Source organism: Terrabacter terrigena, assembly GCF_042676085.1.
Classification (GTDB): Bacteria; Actinomycetota; Actinomycetes; order Actinomycetales; family Dermatophilaceae; genus Terrabacter; species Terrabacter terrigena.
In genome coordinates this window covers 359,818-385,108 of the sequence record NZ_JBHTKH010000001.1, presented here as the reverse complement: position 1 = coordinate 385,108, position 25,291 = coordinate 359,818, and the positions used below count along the sequence as shown (strand labels likewise).

Annotated in this window: 27 protein-coding genes; 20 read left to right on the top strand and 7 right to left on the bottom strand. The window is 70.7% G+C overall.

Annotated features, from left to right (window positions below; translation table 11 throughout):
• Window position 1 precedes the first annotated feature (1 nt).
• The 7 genes from atpE (at window position 2) to ACFQ2V_RS01755 (ending at window position 7,449) form a co-directional block, all read left to right on the top strand.
• Window positions 2–211 carry an ATP synthase F0 subunit C gene (gene atpE, locus ACFQ2V_RS01785; protein ID WP_020142944.1) on the top strand — a complete coding sequence of 70 codons (210 nt, stop codon included), beginning with the start codon at window positions 2–4 and terminating at the stop codon, window positions 209–211.
• A 54-nt stretch (window positions 212–265) separates the two neighbouring features.
• On the top strand, window positions 266–868 hold the full coding sequence (locus tag ACFQ2V_RS01780; protein WP_386050212.1) for a F0F1 ATP synthase subunit B: 603 nt from the start codon (window positions 266–268) through the stop codon (window positions 866–868).
• Window positions 868–1,680 (top strand): F0F1 ATP synthase subunit delta, encoded by an 813-nt coding sequence (locus tag ACFQ2V_RS01775; protein WP_386050210.1) that lies wholly within the window; start codon window positions 868–870, stop codon window positions 1,678–1,680. Before ACFQ2V_RS01780 ends, ACFQ2V_RS01775 begins: the two co-directional genes overlap by 1 nt.
• A gap of 78 nt (window positions 1,681–1,758) precedes the next feature.
• The gene (gene atpA / locus ACFQ2V_RS01770; protein WP_386050208.1) at window positions 1,759–3,390 is read left to right on the top strand and encodes a F0F1 ATP synthase subunit alpha; all 1,632 of its coding nucleotides are present in this window, start codon (window positions 1,759–1,761) and stop codon (window positions 3,388–3,390) included.
• 104 nt (window positions 3,391–3,494) lie between these two features.
• Complete coding sequence (locus ACFQ2V_RS01765) at window positions 3,495–4,433, top strand: F0F1 ATP synthase subunit gamma (RefSeq protein WP_386050206.1); 939 nt, start codon at window positions 3,495–3,497, stop codon at window positions 4,431–4,433.
• 27 nt (window positions 4,434–4,460) lie between these two features.
• Window positions 4,461–5,921: a F0F1 ATP synthase subunit beta gene (atpD, locus tag ACFQ2V_RS01760; protein ID WP_386050204.1), complete on the top strand. Its 1,461-nt coding sequence runs from the start codon at window positions 4,461–4,463 to the stop codon at window positions 5,919–5,921.
• A 130-nt stretch (window positions 5,922–6,051) separates the two neighbouring features.
• Entirely contained in the window at window positions 6,052–7,449 is a 1,398-nt protein-coding gene (locus ACFQ2V_RS01755) for an NAD(P)/FAD-dependent oxidoreductase (protein ID WP_386050202.1), read from the top strand.
• Between the two features lie 81 nt (window positions 7,450–7,530).
• On the opposite strand, the gene ACFQ2V_RS01750 is transcribed toward ACFQ2V_RS01755, so the two are convergent.
• Window positions 7,531–7,968, bottom strand: coding sequence for a DUF6918 family protein (locus ACFQ2V_RS01750; RefSeq protein WP_386050200.1), 438 nt, complete (start codon window positions 7,966–7,968; stop codon window positions 7,531–7,533).
• Window positions 7,969–8,087: 119 nt separating this feature from the next.
• On the opposite strand from ACFQ2V_RS01750, the gene ACFQ2V_RS01745 reads away from it, so the two are divergent.
• On the top strand, window positions 8,088–8,363 hold the full coding sequence (locus ACFQ2V_RS01745) for a F0F1 ATP synthase subunit epsilon (RefSeq protein ID WP_386050198.1): 276 nt from the start codon (window positions 8,088–8,090) through the stop codon (window positions 8,361–8,363).
• A gap of 9 nt (window positions 8,364–8,372) precedes the next feature.
• On the top strand, window positions 8,373–8,810 hold the full coding sequence (locus ACFQ2V_RS01740) for a DUF2550 domain-containing protein (protein ID WP_386050196.1): 438 nt from the start codon (window positions 8,373–8,375) through the stop codon (window positions 8,808–8,810).
• Window positions 8,811–8,951: 141 nt separating this feature from the next.
• On the opposite strand, the gene ACFQ2V_RS01735 is transcribed toward ACFQ2V_RS01740, so the two are convergent.
• A complete protein-coding gene (locus ACFQ2V_RS01735) occupies window positions 8,952–9,605 on the bottom strand; it encodes a cob(I)yrinic acid a,c-diamide adenosyltransferase (RefSeq protein WP_386050195.1) in 654 nt (217 codons plus the stop codon).
• A gap of 65 nt (window positions 9,606–9,670) precedes the next feature.
• On the opposite strand from ACFQ2V_RS01735, the gene murA reads away from it, so the two are divergent.
• From murA to ACFQ2V_RS01710, 5 genes are all read left to right on the top strand, one after another.
• Entirely contained in the window at window positions 9,671–10,954 is a 1,284-nt protein-coding gene (gene murA / locus ACFQ2V_RS01730) for a UDP-N-acetylglucosamine 1-carboxyvinyltransferase (protein ID WP_386050194.1), read from the top strand.
• A 222-nt stretch (window positions 10,955–11,176) separates the two neighbouring features.
• Window positions 11,177–11,536 (top strand): STAS domain-containing protein, encoded by a 360-nt coding sequence (locus ACFQ2V_RS01725; protein ID WP_386050193.1) that lies wholly within the window; start codon window positions 11,177–11,179, stop codon window positions 11,534–11,536.
• Window positions 11,537–11,639: 103 nt separating this feature from the next.
• On the top strand, window positions 11,640–13,658 hold the full coding sequence (locus tag ACFQ2V_RS01720; RefSeq protein WP_386051030.1) for a protein meaA: 2,019 nt from the start codon (window positions 11,640–11,642) through the stop codon (window positions 13,656–13,658).
• An 18-nt stretch (window positions 13,659–13,676) separates the two neighbouring features.
• The gene (locus ACFQ2V_RS01715; RefSeq protein WP_386050191.1) at window positions 13,677–14,024 is read left to right on the top strand and encodes a hypothetical protein; all 348 of its coding nucleotides are present in this window, start codon (window positions 13,677–13,679) and stop codon (window positions 14,022–14,024) included.
• Complete coding sequence (locus ACFQ2V_RS01710; RefSeq protein ID WP_386050189.1) at window positions 14,024–14,719, top strand: DNA alkylation repair protein; 696 nt, start codon at window positions 14,024–14,026, stop codon at window positions 14,717–14,719. Before ACFQ2V_RS01715 ends, ACFQ2V_RS01710 begins: the two co-directional genes overlap by 1 nt.
• Before the next feature lie 36 nt (window positions 14,720–14,755).
• On the opposite strand, the gene nucS is transcribed toward ACFQ2V_RS01710, so the two are convergent.
• Complete coding sequence (nucS, locus tag ACFQ2V_RS01705; protein ID WP_386050187.1) at window positions 14,756–15,451, bottom strand: endonuclease NucS; 696 nt, start codon at window positions 15,449–15,451, stop codon at window positions 14,756–14,758.
• A gap of 106 nt (window positions 15,452–15,557) precedes the next feature.
• Between nucS and ACFQ2V_RS01700 the strand changes: the two genes are divergently transcribed.
• Both ACFQ2V_RS01700 and ACFQ2V_RS01695 read left to right on the top strand, forming a co-directional pair.
• Window positions 15,558–17,336, top strand: a complete 1,779-nt coding sequence (locus tag ACFQ2V_RS01700) for a 3-hydroxyacyl-CoA dehydrogenase family protein (RefSeq protein ID WP_386050185.1) — start codon at window positions 15,558–15,560, stop codon at window positions 17,334–17,336.
• Between the two features lie 16 nt (window positions 17,337–17,352).
• Window positions 17,353–17,661, top strand: coding sequence for a hypothetical protein (locus ACFQ2V_RS01695; protein ID WP_386050183.1), 309 nt, complete (start codon window positions 17,353–17,355; stop codon window positions 17,659–17,661).
• Here the strand turns inward: ACFQ2V_RS01695 and ACFQ2V_RS01690 are convergent.
• The 3 genes from ACFQ2V_RS01690 to ccrA all read right to left on the bottom strand — a co-directional run bounded on the left by ACFQ2V_RS01690 (window position 17,652) and on the right by ccrA (window position 20,817).
• Window positions 17,652–17,870 (bottom strand): hypothetical protein, encoded by a 219-nt coding sequence (locus ACFQ2V_RS01690; protein ID WP_386050181.1) that lies wholly within the window; start codon window positions 17,868–17,870, stop codon window positions 17,652–17,654. The genes ACFQ2V_RS01695 and ACFQ2V_RS01690 overlap by 10 nt on opposite strands.
• Before the next feature lie 129 nt (window positions 17,871–17,999).
• Entirely contained in the window at window positions 18,000–19,424 is a 1,425-nt protein-coding gene (locus ACFQ2V_RS01685) for an AI-2E family transporter (RefSeq protein WP_386050179.1), read from the bottom strand.
• 52 nt (window positions 19,425–19,476) lie between these two features.
• Window positions 19,477–20,817 (bottom strand): crotonyl-CoA carboxylase/reductase, encoded by a 1,341-nt coding sequence (ccrA, locus tag ACFQ2V_RS01680; protein ID WP_386050177.1) that lies wholly within the window; start codon window positions 20,815–20,817, stop codon window positions 19,477–19,479.
• A gap of 138 nt (window positions 20,818–20,955) precedes the next feature.
• Between ccrA and ACFQ2V_RS01675 the strand changes: the two genes are divergently transcribed.
• Both ACFQ2V_RS01675 and ACFQ2V_RS01670 read left to right on the top strand, forming a co-directional pair.
• Window positions 20,956–21,615 carry a DUF998 domain-containing protein gene (locus tag ACFQ2V_RS01675; protein WP_386050176.1) on the top strand — a complete coding sequence of 220 codons (660 nt, stop codon included), beginning with the start codon at window positions 20,956–20,958 and terminating at the stop codon, window positions 21,613–21,615.
• 58 nt (window positions 21,616–21,673) lie between these two features.
• Window positions 21,674–22,477: a polysaccharide deacetylase family protein gene (locus ACFQ2V_RS01670; RefSeq protein ID WP_386050174.1), complete on the top strand. Its 804-nt coding sequence runs from the start codon at window positions 21,674–21,676 to the stop codon at window positions 22,475–22,477.
• A gap of 10 nt (window positions 22,478–22,487) precedes the next feature.
• On the opposite strand, the gene mce is transcribed toward ACFQ2V_RS01670, so the two are convergent.
• Window positions 22,488–22,931 carry a methylmalonyl-CoA epimerase gene (gene mce / locus ACFQ2V_RS01665; protein WP_386050173.1) on the bottom strand — a complete coding sequence of 148 codons (444 nt, stop codon included), beginning with the start codon at window positions 22,929–22,931 and terminating at the stop codon, window positions 22,488–22,490.
• 136 nt (window positions 22,932–23,067) lie between these two features.
• Here mce and ACFQ2V_RS01660 point away from each other — a divergent pair, with 136 nt between their 5' ends.
• Together ACFQ2V_RS01660 and meaB are read left to right on the top strand one after the other, a co-directional pair.
• Window positions 23,068–24,273, top strand: coding sequence for an acetyl-CoA C-acetyltransferase (locus ACFQ2V_RS01660; protein WP_386050171.1), 1,206 nt, complete (start codon window positions 23,068–23,070; stop codon window positions 24,271–24,273).
• A 20-nt stretch (window positions 24,274–24,293) separates the two neighbouring features.
• Window positions 24,294–25,259: a methylmalonyl Co-A mutase-associated GTPase MeaB gene (gene meaB / locus ACFQ2V_RS01655; protein WP_386050169.1), complete on the top strand. Its 966-nt coding sequence runs from the start codon at window positions 24,294–24,296 to the stop codon at window positions 25,257–25,259.
• The last annotated feature ends 32 nt before the right edge of the window (window positions 25,260–25,291 follow it).

Below are 25,291 nucleotides of genomic sequence, written 5' to 3'. Positions count from 1 at the left end.
CATGACTGGCAACATCGCCATCCTCGGTTACGGCCTCTCCGCCATCGGCCCCGGTATCGGTGTCGGTCTGATCTTCGCCGCCTACATCAACGGCGTCGCCCGTCAGCCCGAGGCCCGCGGCATGCTCCAGCCGATCGCCTTCCTCGGCATGGCCATCACCGAGGCGCTCGCCATCTTCGGTATCGCGCTCGCCTTCGTCTTCAAGGGCTGACGCCCCTTCCCGGGGCATCCCGAGACATCGTTCGATTCTCACTAGGAGCACCTCATGCAAGCAGTGACCGTGACCGCCGAGGGCGGCGAGGGCGGCTTCTGGGCCACCGCGGCACCGATCATCCCGCACCCGCTCGAGTTCTTCTTCGGCCTGGCGTGCTTCGCGATCCTCTACTACGTCGTGAAGACGAAGGTGGTGCCGCGCCTCGAGCAGATCTACGCCGAGCGCACGGCGGCCATCGAGGGCGGCATGAACAAGGCCGAGGAGGCCCAGGCCCAGGCCCAGGCCGCCCTCGAGCAGTACCAGGCGCAGCTCGTCGAGGCCCGCTCCGAGGCCGCCCGCATCCGCGAGGACGCCAAGGCCCAGGGCGCGCAGATCATCGCCGAGATGCGTGAGCACGCAGCCTCCGAGGCGGCGCGGATCACCGAGACGGCGCACAAGCAGATCGAGGCCGAGCGCCAGCAGGCCGTGGTGTCGCTCCGCAGCGACGTCGGCCGCATCTCGACCGACCTCGCCAGCCGCATCGTCGGTGAGTCGCTGCACGACGAGACCCGTCAGAAGGGCATCGTCGAGCGGTTCCTGGCCGAGCTCGAGTCGGGCGACGTCGTGCGCGAGAAGGTCGGCGGGCGCGCCGGCAGCCAGGGCGGAGACGCCTGATGCAGGGACCCTCACGCGCAGCAGCGGCAGCCAGCCGCGAAGCGTTCACCGGCGCGCTCGCGGCCGGGGCCGACCGGTCGCGGTTGGCCGAGGAGCTCTTCGCCGCCGTCGACGTCCTCGACGGCAACGCGACCCTGCGTCGTGCGGTCGCCGACCCCTCGCGCGAGGGCTCTGACAAGGCGCAGCTCATCGAGCGGCTCTTCTCCGGCAAGGTCAGCGCCGAGGCGCTGGTCGTGCTCAAGGGAGTCGCCGCTCAGCGCTGGAGCTCCGAGCGAGACCTCTCCGACACCCTCGAGGCGTATGCCGTCGAGTCCGTCATCGCATCGGCGGAGGCAGCCGACCGTGCCGACCGCGTCGAGGACGAGCTGTTCCGCTTCGAGCGCATCGTCGCGGCCGACCCCGCCCTGCGAGCGGCCCTGACCGACACGCAGGCCCCGGTCGACAAGCGCGCCGACCTCGTGTCGTCGCTGCTTCGCGACAAGGTCGCCCCCGAGACGCTCGTGCTGGCCCGCCAGGCCGTCGTCGCCCCGCGTGGTCGCCGGTTCGACCGGGTCGTCGAGTCCTACCTCGAGACGGCCTCACACCGTCGCGAGCAGCAGACGGCCACCGTCACCTCGGCCGTCCCGCTCACCGACGACGACCGCGCCCGCCTCGCCGCGGGTCTCGCCTCCGTCTACGGCGGCACGGTCCACGTCAACACCGTCGTCGACCCCCGGGTCATGGGCGGGGTCAAGGTCGAGATCGGTGACGAGGTCATCGACGGAACCGTCATCCGCAAGCTCGACGCGGCCCGCCGGGCCATGGGCGCCTGAGCCCACCACCAGCGCCACCACAAGCTCTGAACAACCACCGGCCCGTCACGCGGGTCGAAACCGAGGAGAAGATCTGACATGACGGAGCTTTCGATCCGTCCGGAGGAGATCCGGGACGCACTGGACTCGTTCGTCCAGTCCTACGAGCCCGGCGCGGCCTCCCGCGAAGAGGTCGGCCGCGTCACAGACGCCGGTGACGGCATCGCTCACGTCGAGGGTCTCCCCTCGGCCATGACCAACGAGCTGCTCCAGTTCGAGGACGGCACGCTCGGCCTCGCCCTGAACCTCGACGTCCACGAGATCGGCGTCGTCGTGCTCGGTGACTTCGCGGGCATCGAGGAGGGCCAGGTCGTCAAGCGCACGGGCGAGGTCCTCTCCGTCCCCGTCGGTGACGACTTCCTCGGTCGCGTCATCGACCCGCTCGGCAACCCGATCGACGGCCTCGGCGACATCAAGTCCGAGGGGCGCCGTGCCCTCGAGCTGCAGGCCCCGACGGTCGTCCAGCGCAAGTCGGTGCACGAGCCGCTCCAGACCGGCATCAAGTCGATCGACGCCATGACGCCGATCGGCCGTGGCCAGCGCCAGCTCATCATCGGCGACCGCCAGACCGGCAAGACCACGGTCGCGATCGACACGATCATCAACCAGAAGCGCAACTGGGAGTCGGGCGACCCCGACGCGCAGGTGCGCTGCATCTACGTCGCCATCGGCCAGAAGGGCTCGACCATCGCGTCGGTCCGCGGCACCCTCGAGGAGGCCGGCGCGCTCGAGTACACCACGATCGTCGCGGCCCCCGCGTCCGACTCGGCGGGCTTCAAGTACCTCGCGCCGTACACCGGCTCGGCCATCGGCCAGCACTGGATGTACCAGGGCAAGCACGTCCTCATCGTCTTCGACGACCTGTCCAAGCAGGCCGAGGCCTACCGCGCCGTGTCGCTGCTGCTGCGCCGTCCGCCGGGCCGCGAGGCCTACCCGGGTGACGTCTTCTACCTGCACAGCCGGCTCCTCGAGCGTTGCGCCAAGCTCTCCGACGACCTCGGCCACGGCTCGATGACGGGTCTGCCGATCATCGAGACCAAGGCGGGCGACGTCTCGGCGTACATCCCGACCAACGTCATCTCGATCACCGACGGCCAGATCTACCTGCAGGCCGACCTGTTCAACGCCAACGTGCGTCCGGCCATCGACGTGGGTGTCTCGGTCTCCCGAGTCGGTGGTGCCGCACAGATCAAGGCGATGAAGTCGGTTGCCGGTCGACTCAAGCTGGACCTCGCGCAGTTCCGCGCCATGGAGGCGTTCGCCATGTTCGCCTCCGACCTCGACCCCGCGTCGCGAGCCCAGCTCGCCCGTGGTGCGCGCCTCGTCGAGCTGCTCAAGCAGCCGCAGAGCAACCCGTACCCCGTCGAGGAGCAGGTCGTCTCGGTGTGGGCCGGCACGACGGGCAAGCTCGACGACGTCGCCGTCGAGGACGTCCGCGCCTTCGAGTCCGAGCTGCTCGAGACCCTGCGCCGCGACGGTTCGATCCTGCAGACGATCCGCGAGACGGCGAAGCTCGACGACGACACCGAGACCGCTCTCGGCAAGGTCGTCGACGAGGTCAAGTTCACCTTCCGGGGCACCGGCAAGGACGGCCTCGAGGCCGGCAACGAGGAGTTCGACGAGATCGCCGACGACCAGATCACCCAGGCGAAGATCGTCAAGCAGAAGTGACCAGTCCCGTATGCCGCCCGGCACGGCCGGGCGGCATACGGGAGCGGGCGTGAGCCCACCCTGCAGGCAACCACAGACTTACGAGACCAAGAGAGGCGGAGCACATGGGAGCGCAGATGCGGATCTACCGCCAGCGCATCAAGTCCGTCAACTCCATCAAGAAGATCACCAACGCGATGGAGCTGATCGCGGCCGCACGCGTCGTCAAGGCCCGCCAGCGGGCCACCGAGGCGACGCCGTACACGACCGCGCTGACGCGCGCCGTGTCCGCGGTGGCGACCAACACGAACGAGGACCACCCGCTGACGACGGCGAAGGAGACCGCGAAGCGGGCTGGCGTCGTCATCATCACGGCGGACCGCGGACTTGCCGGTGCCTACTCCGTCGCGGCGATCAAGGAGAGCGCGGAGCTGATCTCCAAGCTGACCGCCGAGGGCAAGGAGATCGTGCCCTACCTCGTGGGTCGCAAGGCCGTGAGCTACTACAAGTTCCGCAAGCGCGACTACGCCGCCGAGTGGACCGGCTTCTCCGACGCACCGACGTTCGAGAACGCCAAGGAGATCGCCGACCGCATCACGGCCGACTTCCTCAAGGACACCGAGGAGGGAGGCCACGACGAGATCCACGTCGTCTTCACCCGCTTCCGCTCGATGGTCCGCCAGGACCCGCACGTGCTGCGGCTGCTGCCGCTCGAGGTCGTCGACGCCGACGACGCCGGTGAGGACAGCGACCTCGACCTGTCGGTGAACCGCTACGAGGAGGGCCAGATCCCGCCCGAGTACTCCTTCGAGCCGAGTGCGTCCGAGGTGCTGGACCTGCTTCTGCCGAAGTACGTTCGCAACCGGATCTTCACCGCGCTGCTCAGCTCGGCCGCGTCCGAGCTGGCTGCCCGCCAGCGCGCCATGAAGTCCGCGACCGACAACGCCGGCGAGCTCATCAAGAAGTACGAGCGCCTCGCCAACCAGGCCCGCCAGGCCGGCATCACCCAAGAGATCAGCGAAATCGTGGGCGGCGCAGACGCCCTCGCGGACGCCAAGAAGTAACGCCCACAGGTAAGGAAGCAGACCACCATGACTGCAACTGTCAGCGACACCGCCTGGACGGCTCCGGCCGCGGGTGGCGTCGGCCGCATCTCCCGCATCATCGGCCCGGTCGTCGACGTCGAGTTCCCCTCCGACGCGATGCCCGAGCAGTACAACCTGCTCACGACCGAGGTCACCCTCGCGGGTGAGACGAGGGAGCTCAACCTCGAGGTCGCCCAGCACATCGGCGACAACATGGTCCGCGCCATCTCCCTCCAGCCGACCGACGGCCTCGTGCGCGGCTCGGCCGTGCAGGACACCGGTGGCCCGATCACCGTCCCGGTGGGCGACGTCACGCTGGGCAAGGTGTTCAACACCACCGGCGTGTGCATGAACCTCAAGGAGGGCGAGACCCTCGAGGTCAAGGAGCGCTGGGGCATCCACCGCAAGGCTCCGGCCTTCGACCAGCTCGAGTCGAAGACGACGATGTTCGAGACGGGCATCAAGGTCATCGACCTGCTCACCCCGTACGTCCAGGGTGGAAAGATCGGCCTCTTCGGCGGTGCCGGTGTCGGCAAGACGGTGCTCATCCAGGAGATGATTGCCCGAGTCGCCCGCGACCACGGCGGTGTGTCGGTGTTCGCCGGTGTCGGCGAGCGCACCCGTGAGGGCAACGACCTCATGGTCGAGATGGAGGAGGCCGGCGTCCTCGGCCAGACCGCCCTCGTCTTCGGCCAGATGGACGAGCCGCCGGGCACGCGCCTTCGCGTGGCCTTGTCCGCGCTGACGATGGCGGAGTACTTCCGCGACGTCCAGAAGCAGGACGTGCTCCTCTTCATCGACAACATCTTCCGCTTCACGCAGGCCGGTTCCGAGGTCTCCACCCTCCTCGGCCGTATGCCGTCCGCCGTGGGTTACCAGCCCACACTCGCCGATGAGATGGGCACGCTCCAGGAGCGCATCACCTCGACGCGTGGTCACTCGATCACCTCGATGCAGGCGATCTACGTGCCGGCCGACGACTACACCGACCCGGCGCCGGCCACGACGTTCGCGCACCTCGACGCGACGACCGAGCTCTCGCGTGACATCGCGTCGATGGGTATCTACCCCGCCGTCGACCCGCTGTCCTCGACCTCGCGAATCCTCGACCCGCGCTACATCACGGCCGACCACTACAACACGGCCGTGCGCATCAAGTCGATCCTGCAGCGCAACAAGGAGCTCCAGGACATCATCGCGATCCTCGGTATCGACGAGCTCTCCGAAGAGGACAAGATCCTCGTCAACCGGGCCCGTCGCATCCAGCGCTTCCTGTCGCAGAACACCTACGTCGCCAAGCAGTTCACCGGCATCGAGGGTTCGACGGTGTCGCTGGCCGACTCGATCGAGGGCTTCACGAAGATCGCCGACGGCGAGTACGACCACGTCGCCGAGCAGGCGTTCTTCATGTGCGGTGGCCTCGACGACGTCGAGCGCCAGTGGTCGGAGATCCAGAAGAACCTCTGATGCAACACCGCTCGGCCGCCACGTGTGACCGAGCAGACACGCGCCAGCGCCGGTGTCCCGAAAGGGATGCCGGCGCTGTGTCGTTGTAGCAAGTGACGAGCACAACGTCGAGCAGCGAGGAGCCGCCGTCATGACTCTGCCCACCCAGTCCACCCAGTCCACCCCGGCACGTCACCGCGTCGTGGTGATCGGATCGGGCTTCGGAGGACTGTTCAGCACCCAGGAGCTGAAGGGAGCCGAGGTCGACGTCACCCTCATCGCGCGCACGACGCACCACCTGTTCCAGCCGCTGCTCTACCAGGTGGCCACGGGCATCCTCTCCGAGGGCGAGATCGCACCCTCGACGCGTGAGGTGCTCCACCGACAGCGCAACGCCAAGGTGCTGCTCGGCGACGTCACCGCCATCGACCTCGACGCGCGCACCGTGACCCACACTGCCGTGGGCCGCGAGACCGTGACACCCTACGACTCGCTCATCGTCGCGGCGGGTGCCGGCCAGTCGTGGTTCGGCAACGACCAGTTCGCGCGGCACGCCCCTGGCATGAAGTCGATCGACGACGCCCTCGAGCTGCGTGGGCGCATCTTCGGCTCGTTCGAGCTCGCCGAGCTCGCGTCCACGCCGGCAGAGATCGAGCGCCTGATGACCTTCGTCGTCGTCGGCGCCGGCCCGACGGGTGTCGAGATGGCCGGACAGATCTCCGAGCTGGCCAGGCGCACGCTGCGCCGCGACTTCCGCCGCATCGACCCGACGAAGGCGCGCGTCATCCTGCTCGACGCCGCCCCGGCCGTGCTCAGCTCGTTCGGGGAGAAGCTCGGCGACCGGGCCGTCAAGCGGCTCACCGAGATGGGTGTCGAGGTGCGCCTCGGCGCGAAGGTGGTCGACGTCGACTCGACCGGCATCGAGGTCGAGCTGGGCAACGGCTCGCGTGAGCGCATCGAGTCGGTCTGCAAGGTCTGGGCGGCAGGCGTCAGCGCCTCGCCGCTCGGTCGGCAGCTGGCCGAGCAGTCCGGCGCCGGCATCGACCGCGCCGGTCGCGTGGAGGTGAACGACGACCTGACGCTGCCCGGTCACCCCGAGGTCTTCGTCGTCGGCGACATGATGGCGCTGCGGGGCCTGCCCGGCGTCGCACAGGTGGCCATCCAGGGTGGCCGCTACGCCGCCGAGCAGATCGTGCGACGGCTCGAGGGCAAGCCGCCGAAGGGCCGGTTCGAGTACTTCGACAAGGGCTCGATGGCGACCATCTCGCGTTTCTCGGCGGTCGCGTCGGTGGGCAGGGCGCAGTTCAGCGGCTTCTTCGCGTGGGTGCTCTGGCTCGCCGTGCACCTCGTCTACATCATCGGCTTCAAGCACCGCATCACGACGTTGCTGCACTGGGTCGTCACCTTCATCGGCCGCGGCCGCTCCGAGCGGGTCGTCACCGAGCAGCAGGTCTTCGCCCGGCAGGCGATCGCCGACCTCGGCTCGCAGTTCAGTCCCGAGCTGCCGCGCCTGGCCAAGGACCGGCCGCACGAGCAGCAGCCCGACTGACGCGCCCGGTCACGAGACGCCGCTGGGCCGGCTCCCACGTGCGGGGGCCGGCCCAGCGGCATACGTGCTCGGTGCGGGGTCTCAGGGGACGAGGCGCTCCACGGCCGCGCCGAGGCGGGGAAGGGCGGCGACGACGTGCTCCTTGGCCTTGCCGCGCAGCGAGCCGTAGACCTTCGCGGCCGAGCCGTGCGACGTGCTCGCGGCCTTCGCGTCGGTGACGGCCAGCAGCGCATCGGCCGCGGCGTCGGGCTGGGCCGCGAGGTGGGCGCCGAAGGACTGCTCGCCCTTGGTCGCCCAGAACGGGTCGAGGGCGACGGCGAACTGGGGGAGAAGGCGGTCGGTGGCGCTGGTCACGAAGTTGCCCCCGAGCTTCTTCGCGGCGGCGTAGCCGGCCTTGACGGCAGCTCCGCCGAGACCGGACTTGTCGGCGACCTCGGCGTCGATCACGTCGGTGAGGGTCGCGACGGCCACGGGGCGGCGGGTCGGCTCGAGCAGGGCATCGGACACGGCAGTGCTCATCGGTAATGACTCCTGTGGAGGTGGGGAATCGGCGCGGGGGGGCCCATGCCACCTCGCGTACGGAGCATCCTTCCAGAGGCACTAAACTGCAGAGCACACCCCCACGATCCGGAGGAAACGTGAGTTCGCTCAAGGTTGAGATGGTTGCCGCCGACCGGAAGGTCTGGGAGGGCGAGGCCAAGTTCGTACGCGCCCGTTCCATCTCGGGCGAGCTGGGCATCCTGCCCGGCCACACCCCGCTGCTCGGCGTGCTCGTCGAGGGTGAGGTCGCCATCGAGTCCCTCGACGGCGACCGACGCACGGTCACGGTCGACGGTGGGTTCCTCTCGGTCGACTCCGACGTCGTGACCATCGTGGCCGAGCACGTCGACGCCTCGTCGCTCCAGGCGAACTGAGGTCACCGCGTGCCGTCCGTTCTCGTCTCCACCGAGATCGCGATCGGCACGCTGCTGGTGCTCGCGGTGGTCGTCCTCGCGACGACCTACCTGCGCCGCCGCTACATCGCGAAGGGTCTGCCCCTGACGCTCTGCGGCCTGCGCTGCACGCAGACCGACCGCTGGCGCCTGGGCCTCATCCGGTTCGGCGACAACGCCCTCGAGTGGCACACGCTCGGGGGCGTCTCCGTGCGACCGAGGCACCGATGGCTGCGCCAGCGGCTCATCCTCGACGCCCCCGAGCTGCTCGTCGGCCGCGACTCGATCCCGCTGCTGCCCGACGCGAGCCGCGTCCCGTGCACCGACGGTGACAACGACTTCGAGCTGGCCCTCCAGGGCCCGGCCTACACGGCGCTGCGGTCGTGGCAGGAGGCCGCGCCCCCCGGCTACAACGTCAACGTCGCCTGACCTCGCCCGCCGGATAGCGCAAGGGGTGTGCCCCGGGCCCCTCTCGAGGCAGGGAGCCGCTCAACGCCGGAGCCCTGCGACGTAGCTGAGCGAAACCGGCGCTGCTCAGCGGCAGCTCGCCTCGACCCTGTGCCGGCTGAGTCAGCGCTTCTCGCGGCGCTCGGGCTTCTCGACGCGGCCGCCACCCGGCTGCCACAGGATGTCGCCGCCGACGGGCTTGTTCGCGACGCGGGCGAGGATGAAGAGCAGGTCCGAGAGCCGGTTGAGGTACTTCGCCGTCAGCACGTTGACGCCGCCGACCCCGCGCGCAACGGAGCCCTCGCTGCCCTCCGCTGCCGGCTCGGTGCCGTGCTGCTCGACGGCCGCCCACGCCGACCGCTCGGCGCGCCGCACGATCGTCGTCGCGAGGTGCAGGTGGGCCGACCCGGCCGTGCCTCCGGGCAGGATGAACGAGCGCAGCTTCTCGACCGCGGCGAGATAGTGGTCGCAGTCGGCCTCGAGGTCGTCGATCCACGGCTGCTCGACCCGCAGCGGCGGGTAGTCGTAGGTCTGGCGCAGCGGCGTCGAGAGGTCGGCCCCGACGTCGAAGAGCTCGTTCTGCACCCGCTGCAGGGTCGCCTTGACCTCGTCGGGCAGGTCACCGCACGCGACGGCGACTCCGATGGCCGCGTTGGCCTCGTTGGAGTCGGCGTACGCGTGGAGCCGGGCGTCGTTCTTGCCGACCCTCGAGAAGTCGCCGAGGCTCGTGGTGCCGTCGTCGCCGGTGCGCGTGTAGATCCGCGTCAGGTTGACCATGGGCACACTCTCTCACCCGGCGGCGCGGGGTCGGGCGCCGGCCGTCGGCCGATAGGGTTCGGTGGGTGAGAGAGCGATTCCGGGTCGTCGGCGGCGCACACCTCGTCGGCGAGGCCTCCGTCGTGGGGGCCAAGAACAGCGCCCTGAAGCTCATGGCGGTGGCCCTGCTCGCGGTGGGGCGCACGACGCTGACGAACGTCCCCGCCATCGCCGACGTGACGATCATGGCCGAGCTGCTGCGACGGCTCGGGGTGGGCGTCGACTACGACGCGGCTGCCGAAACCGTCGTGCTCGACGTGCCCGAGCGCATCGGCCACCGTGCCGACTACGAGCTCGTGCGGGCGTTGCGAGCCTCCATCTCGGTGCTCGGACCCCTCGTGGCCCGTGTGGGCGAGGCCGACGTCGCCGTCCCCGGCGGCGACGCGATCGGTTCGCGTGGGCTCGACCTCCATGCCGCCGGCCTCGAGGCCCTCGGCGCCGAGGTCCACGTCACGCACGGCTACCTCGTGGCGACGGCCCCCAACGGGCTGCACGGCGCCGAGATCCGCCTCGACTTCCCGAGCGTCGGCGCCACCGAGAACATCCTCACCGCCTCGGTCCTGGCACGCGGCACGACGACGATCGACAACGTCGCCAAGGAGCCCGAGATCGTCGACATCGCCGAGATGCTCACCTCGATGGGCGCGAGGGTCGAGGGCGCCGGCACCTCGCGCATCACCGTCTCGGGGGTCGACTCCCTCTCGCCGTGCGAGCACTCCGTCGTGCCCGACCGCATCGCGGCCGGCACCTGGGCCTTCGCGGCGGCCACGACGCGTGGCGACATCGAGGTCGTCGGCGGCGTCGCCGACCACCTGCGTGCGCCGCTCGGCGCGCTCGAGCGGGCGGGCTGCCACGTCGAGACGACCGACCGGGGCTTCCGTGTCACGGCGACGGGTCGCACGCTGCGGGCCTTCGACGTGGCGACGTTGCCCTACCCGGGCTTCCCGACCGACCTGCAGCCGTTCGCCCTCACCTACAACGCGGTCGCGGCGGGGTCGGCGATGGTCACCGAGAACCTCTTCGAGGCCCGCTTCCGCACCGTGCAGGAGCTGGCCCGGCTGGGCGCCGACACCCAGGTCGACGGGCACCACGTCATGACCCACGGCGTCCCGATCCTCTCCGGAGCCCCCGTCGAGAGCAGCGACATCCGTTCCGGTGCTGCCCTCGTCCTCGCCGGGCTCGTCGCCGAGGGCGACACGCTCGTCAGCGGGGTGCACCACATCGACCGTGGCTACCCCCGGTTCGAGGAGGCCCTCCGGGCCCTCGGCGCCGACGTCACCCGCGAGCCCGACGACGAGCCCTTCGAGTAGGTCGCTCGGGCCCGGAGTCGGGCGGCCCCGAGGACGAGCGCGACGACGAGCGCGACGACAGTTCGTCCGCATTGTCCGAAGCACTCAGGTGGTGCGTCGGCCGGCCGACGGAGTTTGTCTCGAGCTACGTATTTTCTTGACCACTTCTTGACTCCGAGGGGCAACGTTTCGGCAGGCTGAGGCGTCATCATGGGTGACGGCACAGCGTTGAGAGGGGTCTACATGACGCTGAACACCCACCGCAGGGGACCGGTCAGAGTGCTCGACGCACCCGATGGCCACGACGTGATCATCGAGGGTCGGCTCGATGTCCACACCGTTCCCGACATCCGCGACGCCATCCACGCGGTGATCGTGCTCGGTCCCGGCGAGCTCCGTCTCCACCTCGGCAGCGCCGAGATCGGCGACGCCACGGGCCTCGGTGTCATCGTCCACCTGCACCGCCGCGCCACCCGGGCGGAGCGTCGGCTCCTGCTGGTCGACGCGAGCGACCGCACGACGCGCCTGCTCCGGGGCTGCCGCCTCGAGCGCATCCTCGCCCCGCGCCACCCCGCCACCACTGTGGCGCCTCTCACCGCCTGAGCGCCTCCCCACCGCACCACCCCGCCGCTACCGTCGAGCCATGTCTTCGACGGAGAGCACGCCGCACCCGACCACCCGGGTGACGCCCGACCGTCCGTGGGTCATGCGCACGTATGCCGGCCACTCGAGTGCCGCTGCGAGCAACGCGCTCTACCGCCGCAACCTCGCCAAGGGCCAGACCGGCCTCTCCGTCGCCTTCGACCTGCCGACCCAGACGGGCTACGACCCCGACCACGTCCTCGCGCGCGGCGAGGTCGGCAAGGTCGGCGTCCCGGTCAGCCACGTCGGCGACATGCAGGCCCTCTTCGAGGCGATCCCGCTGCGCGAGATGAACACGTCGATGACGATCAACGCGACCGCGATGTGGCTCCTCGCGCTCTACCAGGTGGCCGCCGAGCGACAGGCCGAGGCAGCGGGCGACGACCCCGCCGACTGGGTGCACGCGCTCGCCGGCACCACCCAGAACGACATCATCAAGGAGTACCTCTCGCGGGGCACCTACGTGTTCCCGCCCGCGCCGTCGCTGCGCCTCATCACCGACATGGTCGCCTACACGGTGCGCGAGATCCCCAAGTGGAACCCGATCAACATCTGCAGCTACCACCTGCAGGAGGCCGGGGCCACGCCCGTGCAGGAGATCGCGTACGCCATGTCCACGGCGGTCGCGGTGCTCGACGCGGTGCGTGCCTCGGGCCAGGTGCCGGCCGCCGAGTTCGCGAGCGTCGTCGCGCGCATCTCCTTCTTCGTCAACGCCGGCGTGCGCTTCGTCGAGGAGATGTGCAAGATGCGCGCCTTCGTCGAGCTCTGGGACGAGCTGACCCGCGACCGCTACGGCGTCACCGACGCCAAGGCCCGCCGCTTCCGCTACGGCGTCCAGGTCAACAGCCTCGGTCTCACCGAGGCGCAGCCCGAGAACAACGTCCAGCGCATCGTCCTCGAGATGCTCGCCGTGACGCTGAGCAAGGACGCCCGGGCCCGGGCCATCCAGCTGCCGGCCTGGAACGAGGCCCTCGGCCTGCCGCGACCCTGGGACCAGCAGTGGAGCCTGCGCATGCAGCAGGTGCTCGCCTACGAGTCCGACCTGCTCGAGTACGACGACCTCTTCACCGGCTCCGTCGTCGTCGAGGGCAAGGTCGCCGAGCTCGTCGCCGGCGCGAGGGCCGAGATGGCGCGCATCGAGGAGATGGGCGGCGCGGTCGCGGCGGTCGAGTCGGGCTACATGAAGTCCGCGCTCGTCGCCTCGCACGCCGAGCGTCGCCGTCGCATCGAGGCCGGCGACTCCGTCATCGTGGGCCTCAACAAGTTCGAGACCACCGAGCCCAACCCGCTCACCGCCGACCTCGACACCGCGATCCAGACCGTCGACGCCGGCGTCGAGCGCGCCGCCGCCGAGGCCGTACGCACGTGGCGCGAGTCGCGCGACGCCGACCCGGCCCGGCGCGACCGCGCAGCCACGGCACTCGAGCGGCTGCGAGCCGACGCGGCCTCGGGCACCAACCTCATGGCTGCCTCCCTCGACTGCGCCCGGGCAGAGATCACGACGGGGGAGTGGGCGGCGGCGCTGCGCGAGCAGTTCGGTGAGTACCGCGCTCCCACAGGCGTTTCGGGCTCCGTGGGCGTCGGGTCCAGCGAGCCGGGTGACGCCCTGTCCCGGGTCCGTGACCTCGTGGCCCGCACGGGCGACGACCTCGGCGAGAAGCTGCGCATCCTCGTCGGCAAGCCCGGCCTCGACGGCCACAGCAACGGTGCCGAGCAGGTCGCCGTGCGGGCCCGCGACGCCGGCTTCGAGGTCGTCTACCAGGGGATCCGGCTCACGCCAGAGCAGATCGTCGCGGCTGCCGTGGCCGAGGACGTCCACCTCGTGGGCCTGTCGATCCTCAGCGGCTCGCACATGGAGCTCGTGCCCGAGGTGCTCCGAGGCCTCGAGGCCGCCGGTGCTGCGGACGTGCCCGTCATCGTCGGTGGCATCATCCCCGAGTCCGACGCAGCGGCCCTCAGGGCAGCCGGGGTCGCGATGGTGTTCACCCCGAAGGACTTCGGGCTCAACGACATCATGGGCGAGCTGGTCGGGGTCATCCGTGCCGCCCGCGGCCTCGCGCCGCTCGAGACCGCACCGGCCTGACTGGCGTAGCGTCGGGGCATGAGCGACCTGCAGTGCGCCGCACGGATCGTCGTGGTCAACCCTCCGGGGCTCTCCGACGTCGCCTGGCTCGCCTCGGCGATCCACCTCGAGAAGGTCCAGGCGGTGTATGCCGCCGACGACGTCCCCGACACCGGACCGGTCGAGACCCTCGCCGACGACCTCGGGGTGCCCTCGCACCTGGGCCACGGTGACCTCCACGACGGCTCCGAGGGCCTCGCCGAGCTCGTCGACCGGCACCGGGGCGAGTGCATCGTCGTCGTGCGGGGTGGAGCCGACGCAGACCCCGCAATGCTGCTCGTCGACGCCGACGGCACGACCCGGCAGCCCATCGAGGGACTGACCTGATGGCGGGTGCGTCGACCGCTGCCGCGGTCGTCGCGGAGCTGGAGCAGGAGCGCACCGAGGCGGATCTCGCCAAGGTCCAGGCTCGCCTCGCCGAGGGCGAAGCCGCCTTCGGTGTCCGCATGGGCACGTTGTTCGCGATCGCGAAGACGAACACCGGGCTGCCGCTGGCCGAGGTCCAGCGCCTGCTGGCACACCCGGCGTACGAGCCCCGGCTGGCGGCGTTCTGCATCCTCGACTTCAAGGCACGGCGCAAACGCATCGGCGCGCACGAGCGTGGAACGCTGGCTCGCACCTACCTCGGCCACCACCACGCCATCACGTCGTGGGACATGGTCGACCGCGCCGCTCCACGGGTCATCGGTCTGTGGCTCGCGGGCAAGGACAAGCAGCTCCTTCACGACCTCGCCGGGTCAGCCGACCCGCTCCGTCGGCGCACGGCGATGACCGCGCCACTCGGCCTGCTCGACACCACTGACGTCGAGGCCGGCTATGAGATCGCCGAGACGCTGCACGCCGACCGGGATCCCTTGGTGCACAAGCCGGTTGGCATCTTCCTGAAGCACGCGGGCGACCGCGACCGCGACCGGCTGGTCACGTTCCTCGAGCAGCACGCCGGCGCCATGCCGAGGCCGGCCGTCCGACTCGCCGTCGAGAAGCTGCCGTCCGACCTCCGGTCCCGCTGGGTGGGGCGCTGACGACGCGACCCACCGGCCGGCATACGCAGGCAGGGGTCAGAAGAGGCGTGACTCCGCGTCGTCGATGCCCTTGAGGGCGTCGTAGTCGAGCACGACGCACCGGATGCCGCGGTCCTCGGCGAGGGTGCGCGCCTGGGGCTTGATCTGCTGCGCGGCGAACACCCCGGTGACGGGGGCGAGGTGCGGGTCGCGGTTCATCAGCTCGAGGTAGCGGGTCAGCTGCTCGACGCCGTCGATCTCTCCGCGGCGCTTGATCTCGACCGCGACGCTCACGCCGGCGGAGTCCCTGGCGAGGATGTCGACGGGGCCGATGGCGGTCATGTACTCGCGGCGCACGAGCGACCACCCGTGCCCGAGCGTGTGGATGTGCTCGGCGAGCAGCTTCTGCAGGTGCGCCTCGACGCCGTCCTTGACGAGCCCGGGGTCGACGCCGAGCTCGTGCTCGGAGTCGTGCAGCACCTCGTGGATGAGCACCGTCAGGCGGTCCTCGCTCTTCGCGTGCTGCACGCGCCACACGGCCACGACCCCGTCGCCGACCTGCGTGTCGTCGGGCTCGACCTCGGCCATGGTGCACGGCGGCGACATCCAGTTGAGCGGCTTGTAGGAGCCGCCGTCGCTGTGCACGAGGACCGAGCCGTCGGACTTGACGAGGAGCAGCCGCGTCGCGAGCGGGAGATGGGCCGTGAGCCGACCGTCGTAGTCGACGCTGCAGCGGGCAATGACGAGACGCACCGGACCACCCTAGAGGAGGTGACGCGCGCTCGTGCGCAGCCGGCGTGGGGAGCGTCACCCCGAGGACGGGTGTGGGCGGCACACACCCTCTGGGAGACTTTCGCCCATGGCTCGTGAGTTCACCAAGGTTGGCGTCATCGGACTCGGCACCATGGGTGCCGGCATCGTCGAGGTCTTCGCACGCAACGGCATCGACGTCGTCGCGGTCGAGGTCACCGACGAGGCGGTCGAGAAGGGCCGGGGGGTGCTGCAGCACTCGACCGACCGGGCCGTCTCGCGCGGCAAGCTCAGCGCCGACGACCAGGCAGCACTGCACGAGCGCGTGCAGTTCACGAGCGACATGGCCGACCTCAAGGAGTGCCAGCTCGTCGTCGAGGCCGTGCCGGAGCACCTCGACCTCAAGAAGGAGATCTTCGGCCGGCTCGACGCGATCGTCAGCGACGACGCGATCCTCGCGACCAACACGAGCTCGCTGCCCGTCACCGAGATCGCCGTCGCCACGATCAACCCCAAGCGCGTCGTCGGCATGCACTTCTTCAACCCCGCGCCGGTGCTCCAGTTCGTCGAGGTCATCAAGACCGTCATCACGAGCGACGAGATCTTCGAGGACGTCAAGGCGCTCGCCGAGCGGCTCGGCAAGAAGCCGGTCATCGTCGGCGACAAGGCGGGCTTCATCGCCAACGCCCTGCTCTTCGGCTACCTCAACCACGCGGTGTCGATGTACGAGAGCCGCTACGCGACGCGCGAGGACATCGACGCGGCGATGAAGCTCGGCTGCGGCTACCCGATGGGCCCCCTCGCGCTCATGGACCTCATCGGCCTCGACACCGCCTACGAGATCCTCGACACGATGTACAAGCAGGGTCGCGACCGCCTGCACGCGCCGAGCCCGATCATCAAGCAGATGGTCAGCGCCGGTCTCAAGGGGCGCAAGAGCGGACGCGGCTTCTACACCTACGCCGAGCCCGGCAGCTCGCAGGTCGTCGACGACGCGCTGACGCCGAAGGGCGGCGTCGAGGGCCAGGGCGGCACCCGGTCGGTCCGCACGGTCGGCGTCGTCGGCTCCGGCACCATGGCCACCGGCATGGTCGAGGTCTTCGCCAAGGCCGGGCTCGACGTCACGTTCGTGGCCCGCAGCGACGCCAAGGTCGAGGCGGTGCGCGCCGCGCTCGCGAAGAGCCTCGAGAAGGCCGTGCAGCGGGGCAAGGCCACGGAGGAGGAGCGCGACGCCGCGCTCGCCCGGGTGACCGGCACGACGCGTCTCGACGACCTCGCACAGGTCGACCTCGTCGTCGAGGCCGTCGTCGAGGACCTCACCGTCAAGCGCGCCCTCTTCGAGAACCTCGACGAGATCTGCCGCCCCGGGGCGATCCTCGCGACCACGACGAGCTCGCTGCCCGTGGTCGAGTGCGCCGCCGCGACGAAGCGTCCGCAGGACGTCGTGGGGATGCACTTCTTCAACCCGGCGCAGGTGATGAGGCTCGTCGAGGTCGTGCACACGGTCTCGACCGCGCCCGACGTCGTCGCCACCGTCCAGTCGCTGTGCGCGACCATCGGCAAGCACGCCGTGACGTGCGGCGACCGGGCCGGCTTCATCGTCAACGCGCTGCTCTTCCCCTACCTCAACGACGCCGTGAAGATGCTCGAGGCCAACTACTCGACAGCCGACGACATCGACACCGCGATGAAGACCGGCTGCGGCCTGCCGATGGGCCCGTTCGAGCTGCTCGACGTCGTCGGCCTCGACGTGTCGCTCGCCATCGAGCGCGAGCTCTACCTCGAGTTCCGCGAGCGCGGCTACGCCCCGGCGCCGCTCCTCGAGCACCTCGTCACCGCCGGCTACCTCGGGCGCAAGACGGGGCGTGGGTTCCGCACCTACGCCTGACACCTACGCTGGAGGCATGCCCTCGCGTCGTCGACCCAGCAAGCACGCGCGAGAGCACGTCCCCCTCGACGTGACGCGCATCCAGGGCGGGTCGACGCGCGAGGAGGCGTATGCCGGCACCCGCTGGACCGTGCGCGCGGTCAGCGGTGCGTCCGCCACCCGGGCGTACCTCTGCCCGGGCTGCCAGCAGGACGTCACCCCCGGCGTGCCGCACGTGGTCGTGTGGCCGTCGGAGGGCGTCGGCGGGCTCGGCGACCGGCGGCACTGGCACACCGGATGCTGGCAGAAGCGCGACGCCCGCCCACCGGGCAACGCCTACCGCTGAGCAGCCCCGGGGCCGATCCGGTGACCCCGCAGCACGTCGTCGAGCCCGAGCGACGCGATCGCCTTCGGTGAGCCCTCGCACGCGTCGCGGTGGGCGCGCGCCACCGAGTCGACCGTGTCGGCGTCAGTGAACCGGAAGGTGTCGCCCGAGTCCTCGGGAATGCCGATCTCGACCCGGCCGCGACCCGTCACGGCCTGGTCGAACCACACCTTCTCGACGAACGTCGCGTGCCTGACGAGTCCGAGCAGCGAGGAACGACTCCATCTGGACCTTGGCCGGCTGGGCGATGACGTCCTGGGCGAACGTCGGCGGGAACGTCATGCGCCGAGCCTGCCACGTCAGTGCCGCCGCTGCCGGGGGACCAGGACCTCCTCGTAGAGCAGCAGCGCGCCCGCCGCGAACGGGATCGCGAGCAGCGCACCGAGGATGCCGAGCAGCGTGCCTCCGGCGAGGGCGGCGACGACCGTGACGGCCCCGGGGACGGCCACGGTGCGCTGCATGATGCGCGGCATCACGGCGTAGTTCTCGATCTGCTGGTAGACGACGAAGTAGATGATGACGATGAGCGCCTTCTTCGGCTCGTCGAAGAAGGCCACGATCGCCACGACCGACGCGCCCAGGGTCGCGCCCACCATCGGGACGAGCCCGAGGAAGCCGACCGCGACGGCGAGGACGGCAGCGAACCTCAGGCCGATGAGGCTCATCATGATCCAGGCGCAGGACGCGTTGATCGCGGCGACGACGACCTGCCCGATGGCGTACGACCCGACCCGCCGCATGACCTCCTCGGACAGCGAGACGGTGCGGGGGCGACGGCTCGCCGGTACGAGGGCGTAGGCCGCCTGCTTGACCGCGGGCAGCGAGCTGAGGAAGTAGAGGGTGAGGACGAGCACGGTCAGCACGCTGAAGACGCCCGTCGCGATGAGCTTGCCGGCGTCGAGCACCCCACCGAAGATGCCGGCCCAGAGGTTGCCGTCGGCGACGCGGCGGTTGACCTCCTCCTGGATGCGCTGGACGAGCTGGTAGCGGTGGTCGACCTCCTGCACCCACGGGTTGGCGAGCAGGTTGTCGAACATGCGCGGCGCGTTGCTGGCCAGCTCGCTGCCCTGCTCGGCCACCGGCGGGATGACGACCCAACCGACGAGGGTGAACACCGCGAGCACGCCGAGGAAGACGATCGTGACGGCCCACCCGCGCGAGACCCGGCGCCGGGTCAGCGCCTCGACGAGCGGGTTGAGCGACAGGGTGAGGAAGAAGGAGATGACGAGCAGGCTGATGACGGTGCCCAGGCGACCGACGGCCTGCACGACGGCATACGCCGTGAGCACGCCGACGGCCCCGACGAAGCCGACGTAGAACGGCGACTGCCGGTTGAAGGGCGTGCCGCTCGGGCCGAAGTTGCGCCGCGGGCCCTTGCCGCGGCGGCTGCCGGGGTCGGGGCTTTCCTCGCCACTCGTGCCTGCGTCCCGACCGGCGTCCCAGCTGGTCCCCGTGCGGGTCTCGGAGCGGGTTTCCGAGCCCGCCCCTGAGCCGGTCCCGGAGGCGGCTCCGGAGGCGGCTTCCTCGCCTGCGCGGCCCCCGGGACCGAGCGGCAGGGTCGCGGCGAGGAGGTCGCCCTGAGCCGGGTCGTCCTGCCCGGGTGGTGGCGAGCCGTACGCCGACTCGTCGGTCTGCGAGCCGAAGCCGAGGTCCCTCGCGAGGAAGCCGTCCATCCGGGCACGCTGGGTGCGGCGGTACCGCGCCCAGCGTCCCCAGATGCTCACGACGGCGAGCCTACGTCAGCCCGGTGACGCGGGCGCGGACGTGCGGCCCCGGCTACTGGTCGGCGAAACGGTTGATGGCCCTCTCGAAGCCGGCGCGCTTCTCGGGGTTCGTGATGCCGAGGCCCGGCTCGGGAGCGAGGGTGAGCACGCCGACCTTGCCCTGGTGGGCGTTCTGGTGGACGTCGAGAGCAGCCTGGCCGACCTCGTCCAGCGTGTACGTCTTGCTCAGGGTCGGGTGGATCAGGCCGCGGTTGACCAGCTCGTTGGCCTCCCACGCCTCGCGGTAGTTGGCGAAGTGCGAGCTGACGATGCGCTTGAGGTTCATCCAGAGGTAGCGGTTGTCGTACTCGTGCATGTAGCCCGAGGTCGACGCGCACGTGACGATGGTGCCGCCCTTGCGCGCGACGTAGACACTCGCACCGAAGGTCTCGCGGCCCGGGTGCTCGAAGACGATGTCCACGTCGTAGCCGCCGGTCAGCTCACGGATCTTCTTGCCGAGCCGCTGCCACTCGCGAGGGTTCTGCTCGGTGCCCTCGGCGTTCCAGAACTGGTACTCCTCGGCGTTACGGTCGATGATCAGCTCGGCGCCCATGGACCGGCAGATCTCGGCCTTCTCGGGGGAGGACACCACACAGATCGGGGTCGCACCGCCGGCGAGGGCCATCTGGGTGGCGTACGAGCCGAGCCCACCGGACGCGCCCCAGATGAGCACGCGGTCGCCCAGCTTCATGGCTGCGCCGTTCTTGGAGATGAGCTGCCGGTATGCCGTCGAGTTGACGAGACCGGGGGAGGCTGCCTCCTCCCACGTGAGGTGACCCGGCTTGGGCATGAGCTGGTTGGCCTTGACGATGGCGAGCTCGGCCAGCCCGCCGAAGTTCGTCTCGAAACCCCAGATCCGCTGCTGCGGGTCCATCATCGTGTCGTCGTGGCCCTCGGCGTCCTCGAGCTCGACCGACAGGCAGTGCGCGACGACCTCGGTGCCGGGCTTCCACTTCGTCACGCCGGGCCCGGTGCGCAGGATGACGCCCGCGAGGTCGGAGCCGACGACGTGGTAGGGCAGGTCATGGCGCTTGGCGAACTCCGACATGCGGCCGTAGCGCTCGAGAAAGCCGAAGGTCGAGACCGGCTCGAAGATCGAGGTCCAGACGGTGTTGTAGTTGATGGCGCTGGCCATCACGGCCACGAGCGCCTCACCGGGCGCGAGCTCCGGCACCGGCACCTCGTCGATGTGGAGGGACTTGCGGGGGTCCTTGTCGCGCGTGGCGATCCCCTCGAACATGCCGACCTCGTCCTTGTGGACGGTGGCTCCCCGGTAGGTCTCGGGGATCTCGATGTTCGCGTAGGTCTCCTGGGCGCGGTCGCCGGAGAGGATGGCGTCGCGGATGGCCTGCATTGAAGGTCCTTACGTCGCAGCGTCATTGGTGGTTCGAGGCATTGCGTGCTCCCGCCGAACGTAGCGACGGCCCCCGTACCGATGAGTACTTCTGAGACTCCCACCACAGGTGACGTGAGTCACGGGCTACGGTCAGGCGTGCGAAGGACCGCGGTGGGCGTGGCGTGCTGGCTCGTCCAACCGCTCTACGTCGTCGTCGAGCTGCTCGTGGCGGCTGCTGCGTCGGCCTCCTACAGCCTGCGCGACGACACGATCAGCGCGCTCGGGCAGCTCGGCTGCGCACCCGGTCACGAGGGCGCGGTCGTCGACGTCTGCTCCGCCGCCCCGGCCGTGCTCGACGCAGCCTTCGTCGTCTTCGGGCTGCTGCGCGCGGCCGGTGCGGTGCTCCTGCGGCCCGCGGTCGCCGGAGGCGGGTGGGGCACCACGGCATGCGCGCTCTGGGTGGCGTCCGGGATCGCTGCCGCCGCTGTCGGGCTGGCCCCGGTCGACGTCGTCCCAGGCCTTCACGCAGGGCTGGCCCTCCCCGTCTTCGTCCTGCAGCCCCTGGCCCTGGTCGTCACGGGTGTGGCTCTCGGGCGTTCGGGGGCCACTGGTCCGCGACTGGCCCGGTCCGGCCTCGCGGTCGGGGCGATGACGGTCGCGGGCGCGGCCGCATTCGGGGCACGGCTTGCTGGCGGCCCATGGGTCGGCGCCCTCGAGCGGGCCACTCTCTGGCCCGCCTACCCGTGGCTGGCCGGGGCCGCCTGGGTGCTCATGTCCCGCCGGGCCCGGGGCGCGAGCGACCCCGGCACGTTCTGACACGACGTTCCGACTCGGTTCCGTCGCGGGGCGGCCGGCTCTCCGCCACACTGGCGCCGTGGCACAGGTGGACTCTTCGGCCGCGGTGTCGCGCCGCTCTGTGATGACCGGGGTCGCGGGGCTCTGCGCCCTGCTGGCGTGGCCGCGCGTCGACGAGGCGCTGCACCCCGGCGGCCCGGGGCGCGAGACCGACAGCCCGGCGCTGCGGCACGACGTCGACCCGCACGGCATCACGCGGGTGCACACCTCACGCCGCTGGGTCGCGCTGACCTTCGACGACGGGCCCGACCCGCGATGGACGCCAGGCGTGCTCGACGTGCTGCACGCGTACGGCTGCCACGCCACGTTCTTCGCCGTCGGCAGCAACGTCGAGGCCCACCCCGACCTGGCGCGCCGGATCGTCACCGAGGGGCACCGCTTGTCGAACCACACCCACGACCACCTCTGGCTCGACCGGGTGGACGCGGCGACGGTCACCGAGCAGCTCATCCGCGGGCGCGATGCCGTGGCGGCCCACGACCGCGAGGGCGGGCAGCTGGTGCGCCCGCCCCGCGGATGGACGTCCCGGACCGTGGCACGGTGCACGAGCGAGCTCGGCCTGCGGTCGGTCTTCTGGACCACGTGTCTCGAGTCGGCCCTGAGGGAGGGGCCGGTCGCCGCCGGAGACGAGGTCGGTTCGCGGCTGCGGGCCGGCGACGTCGTGCTCGCCCACGACGGTGGACGCGTCGTCGGCGCCAACCCCCAGGACATCGACCGGTCCGCCACCCTGCTGGCTCTACCCGCCCTCCTCGAGAGCGTGCGCCGCAGGGGACTCGTGGGCGTGCCGGTGCAGGACCTCATCGCGGCGGGCACGCCGCACTGAGCGCGTCGGGTCAGTGCCCGGCGTCGGCCGCGGGCTCGACGAGCTCGACGAGCACCCCGCCGGCGTCCTTGGGGTGGATGAAGTTGACGCGGCTGTTGCTCGTGCCGCGCCTCGGGGCGTCGTAGAGCAGGCGCATCCCGCGGTCGCGCAGGGTCCTGCACACGGCGTCGATGTCGCTGACGCGGTAGGCGAGCTGCTGCATGCCCGGGCCGCTGCGGTCGAGGAACTTGGCGATCGTCGACTCGGGCGAGAGCGGAGCGAGCAGCTGGATGCACGACCCGGAGTCGCCGACGCCCATCATCGCCTCGCGCACGCCCTGCTCCTCGTTGGTCTCCTCGTGGAGCATCCGCATGCCGTACGTGTCGCGGTAGAACGCGATGGCCGCGTCGAGGTCGGGCACCGCGATGCCGACGTGGTCGATGTGGGTGAAGAGGGGGTCGGGGCTCGCGCTCATGTGCCCAACGTAGGGGGCCCCACGGCATACGGCGGCCGTATGCCGTGTGCGCTTGGTCATGCTCGTCGGGGCTGCCCGTGGGGCGCGACTAGAGTTGACGGCGACATCCCCAATGACGTCGGAAGAGGCTTCACCCATGACTGCTGACCGTCCCACCTCCGTGATCGTCGCGGGCGCCCGCACCCCCATGGGTCGGCTGCTCGGCTCGCTCAAGGACTTCTCCGGATCGGACCTCGGTGGCATCGCCATCAAGGGCGCCCTCGAGAAGGCGGGCGTCGCCCCCGAGCAGGTCGAGTACGTCATCATGGGCCAGGTGCTGCAGGCCGGCGCGGGCCAGATCCCGGCCCGCCAGGCCGCGCACGCCGCCGGCATCCCGATGACCGTCCCGGCCCTGACCATCAACAAGGTCTGCCTCTCCGGCATCAACGCCATCGCCATGGCAGACCAGCTCATCCGCGCAGGCGAGTTCGACGTCGTCGTCGCCGGCGGCCAGGAGTCGATGACCAACGCCCCGCACCTCATGACGAAGTCGCGCGAGGGCTACAAGTACGGCGACGTCACGGTCCGCGACCACATGGCCTTCGACGGTCTCTGGGACGCCTTCACCGACCAGGCGATGGGGCTGCTCACCGAGCAGGCCAACACCGGGTCGCAGGCGTTCACGCGCGAGGAGCAGGACGAGTTCTCGGCCCGCAGCCACCAGCTCGCCGCGAAGGCCTGGAAGGACGGCCTCTTCGACGACGAGGTCGTCTCCGTCTCCATCCCGCAGCGCAAGGGCGACCCGGTCGAGTTCAAGAACGACGAGGGCATCCGCGCCGACACGACGGCCGCATCCCTCTCGGGCCTGCGCCCGGCGTTCAGCAAGGACGGCACGATCACGGCCGGCTCGGCGTCGCAGATCTCCGACGGCGCCGCTGCGGTGGTCGTCATGAGCAGGGCCAAGGCGGAGGAGCTCGGGCTCTCGTGGGTCGCGGAGATCGGTGCCCACGGCGTCGTCGCCGGCCCCGACTCCACCCTGCAGCAGCAGCCGGCGCGCGCCATCGCCCGCGCGTGCGAGAAGGAGGGCATCACGCCCGCGGACCTCGACCTCGTCGAGATCAACGAGGCGTTCGCAGCGGTCGGTCTCGCGTCTGCCAAGGAGCTCGGCATCGACGTCGACAAGGTCAACGTCAACGGCGGCGCCATCGCGCTCGGCCACCCGATCGGGATGTCGGGCGCGCGCATCGCGCTGCACCTCGCGCTCGAGCTGAAGCGCCGCGGCGGCGGTGTCGGCGCGGCTGCCCTCTGTGGCGGTGGCGGCCAGGGCGACGCCCTCATCGTCCGCGTGCCCGCGTCGGCCTGACGCCCCCTCCCACCAACCGCGTGGCGCGCCGCTCCGTCGACGTCCCCGCCCTGGTCGAGTCGGCCAGGGCGGGTTCGCCGCGCGCCGTCGCGCGTCTCATCTCGCTCGTCGAGGACGGCCACTCGGCCCTGCGCGACGTGATGGCCGCCCTTGCGCCACACTCGGGTTCGGCATGGGTCATCGGTCTCACGGGGTCGCCGGGCGTCGGCAAGTCGACGACGACCACGGCGCTCGTCGGCGCCTTCCGCGAGCGAGGTCTTCGCGTCGGTGTCCTCGCCGTCGACCCGTCGTCGCCCTTCTCCGGAGGGGCGCTGCTCGGCGACCGCATCCGCATGCAGGACCACGTGCTCGACCCCGAGGTCTACATCCGCTCGATGGCCTCGCGCGGGCACCTCGGCGGCCTGTCGTGGACGACGCCGCAGGCGATCCGGGTGCTCGATGCCGCAGGCTGCGACGTCGTGCTCGTCGAGACCGTCGGGGTGGGACAGTCGGAGGTCGAGATCGCCGGGCTCGCCGACACGTCCATCGTGCTGCTCGCGCCGGGCATGGGCGACGGCATCCAGGCCGCGAAGGCCGGCATCCTCGAGATCGGCGACGTCTTCGTCGTCAACAAGGCCGACCGTGACGGCGCCGACGCGACGGTGCGCGACCTGCGCCACATGATCTCCCTCGGCGACCGCACCGAGCCCGGTCTGTGGCGGCCGCCGGTCGTGAAGACCGTTGCCGCACAGAAGGTCGGCATCGACGAGGTCATGGAGGCCCTCGACAAGCACCGGGCCCACGTGGAGGAGAACGGCGAGCTCGCACGACGTCGGGAGCGCCGGGCGGCCGACGAGATCGAGACCATCGCGCTCGCGAGCCTCCGCTCCCGGCTCGGCGACCTCGGGGGCCGCGAGAGCGTGCTCGCGCTGGCCCGCGAAGTGCTCGCCGGCACCGCCGACCCGTATGCCGCCGCCGACCGCCTCGTGGAGCAGCTCGGCTCCTGATCGCCGGGCTACCCCGGGCTCGGTCCACGCCG

What these genes read in the sequence shown, in the direction of transcription:
- atpE (WP_020142944.1), top strand. Translation starts at nt 2, where the DNA reads ATGACTGGCAACATCGCCATCCTCGGTTACGGCCTCTCCGCCATCGGC.
- ACFQ2V_RS01780 (WP_386050212.1), top strand. Translation starts at nt 266, where the DNA reads ATGCAAGCAGTGACCGTGACCGCCGAGGGCGGCGAGGGCGGCTTCTGG.
- ACFQ2V_RS01775 (WP_386050210.1), top strand. Translation starts at nt 868, where the DNA reads ATGCAGGGACCCTCACGCGCAGCAGCGGCAGCCAGCCGCGAAGCGTTC.
- atpA (WP_386050208.1), top strand. Translation starts at nt 1,759, where the DNA reads ATGACGGAGCTTTCGATCCGTCCGGAGGAGATCCGGGACGCACTGGAC.
- ACFQ2V_RS01765 (WP_386050206.1), top strand. Translation starts at nt 3,495, where the DNA reads ATGGGAGCGCAGATGCGGATCTACCGCCAGCGCATCAAGTCCGTCAAC.
- atpD (WP_386050204.1), top strand. Translation starts at nt 4,461, where the DNA reads ATGACTGCAACTGTCAGCGACACCGCCTGGACGGCTCCGGCCGCGGGT.
- ACFQ2V_RS01755 (WP_386050202.1), top strand. Translation starts at nt 6,052, where the DNA reads ATGACTCTGCCCACCCAGTCCACCCAGTCCACCCCGGCACGTCACCGC.
- ACFQ2V_RS01750 (WP_386050200.1), bottom strand. Translation starts at nt 7,968, where the DNA reads ATGAGCACTGCCGTGTCCGATGCCCTGCTCGAGCCGACCCGCCGCCCC.
- ACFQ2V_RS01735 (WP_386050195.1), bottom strand. Translation starts at nt 9,605, where the DNA reads ATGGTCAACCTGACGCGGATCTACACGCGCACCGGCGACGACGGCACC.
- ACFQ2V_RS01725 (WP_386050193.1), top strand. Translation starts at nt 11,177, where the DNA reads ATGACGCTGAACACCCACCGCAGGGGACCGGTCAGAGTGCTCGACGCA.
- ACFQ2V_RS01720 (WP_386051030.1), top strand. Translation starts at nt 11,640, where the DNA reads ATGCGCACGTATGCCGGCCACTCGAGTGCCGCTGCGAGCAACGCGCTC.
- ACFQ2V_RS01715 (WP_386050191.1), top strand. Translation starts at nt 13,677, where the DNA reads ATGAGCGACCTGCAGTGCGCCGCACGGATCGTCGTGGTCAACCCTCCG.
- ACFQ2V_RS01710 (WP_386050189.1), top strand. Translation starts at nt 14,024, where the DNA reads ATGGCGGGTGCGTCGACCGCTGCCGCGGTCGTCGCGGAGCTGGAGCAG.
- ACFQ2V_RS01700 (WP_386050185.1), top strand. Translation starts at nt 15,558, where the DNA reads ATGGCTCGTGAGTTCACCAAGGTTGGCGTCATCGGACTCGGCACCATG.
- ACFQ2V_RS01695 (WP_386050183.1), top strand. Translation starts at nt 17,353, where the DNA reads ATGCCCTCGCGTCGTCGACCCAGCAAGCACGCGCGAGAGCACGTCCCC.
- ccrA (WP_386050177.1), bottom strand. Translation starts at nt 20,817, where the DNA reads ATGCAGGCCATCCGCGACGCCATCCTCTCCGGCGACCGCGCCCAGGAG.
- mce (WP_386050173.1), bottom strand. Translation starts at nt 22,931, where the DNA reads ATGAGCGCGAGCCCCGACCCCCTCTTCACCCACATCGACCACGTCGGC.
- ACFQ2V_RS01660 (WP_386050171.1), top strand. Translation starts at nt 23,068, where the DNA reads ATGACTGCTGACCGTCCCACCTCCGTGATCGTCGCGGGCGCCCGCACC.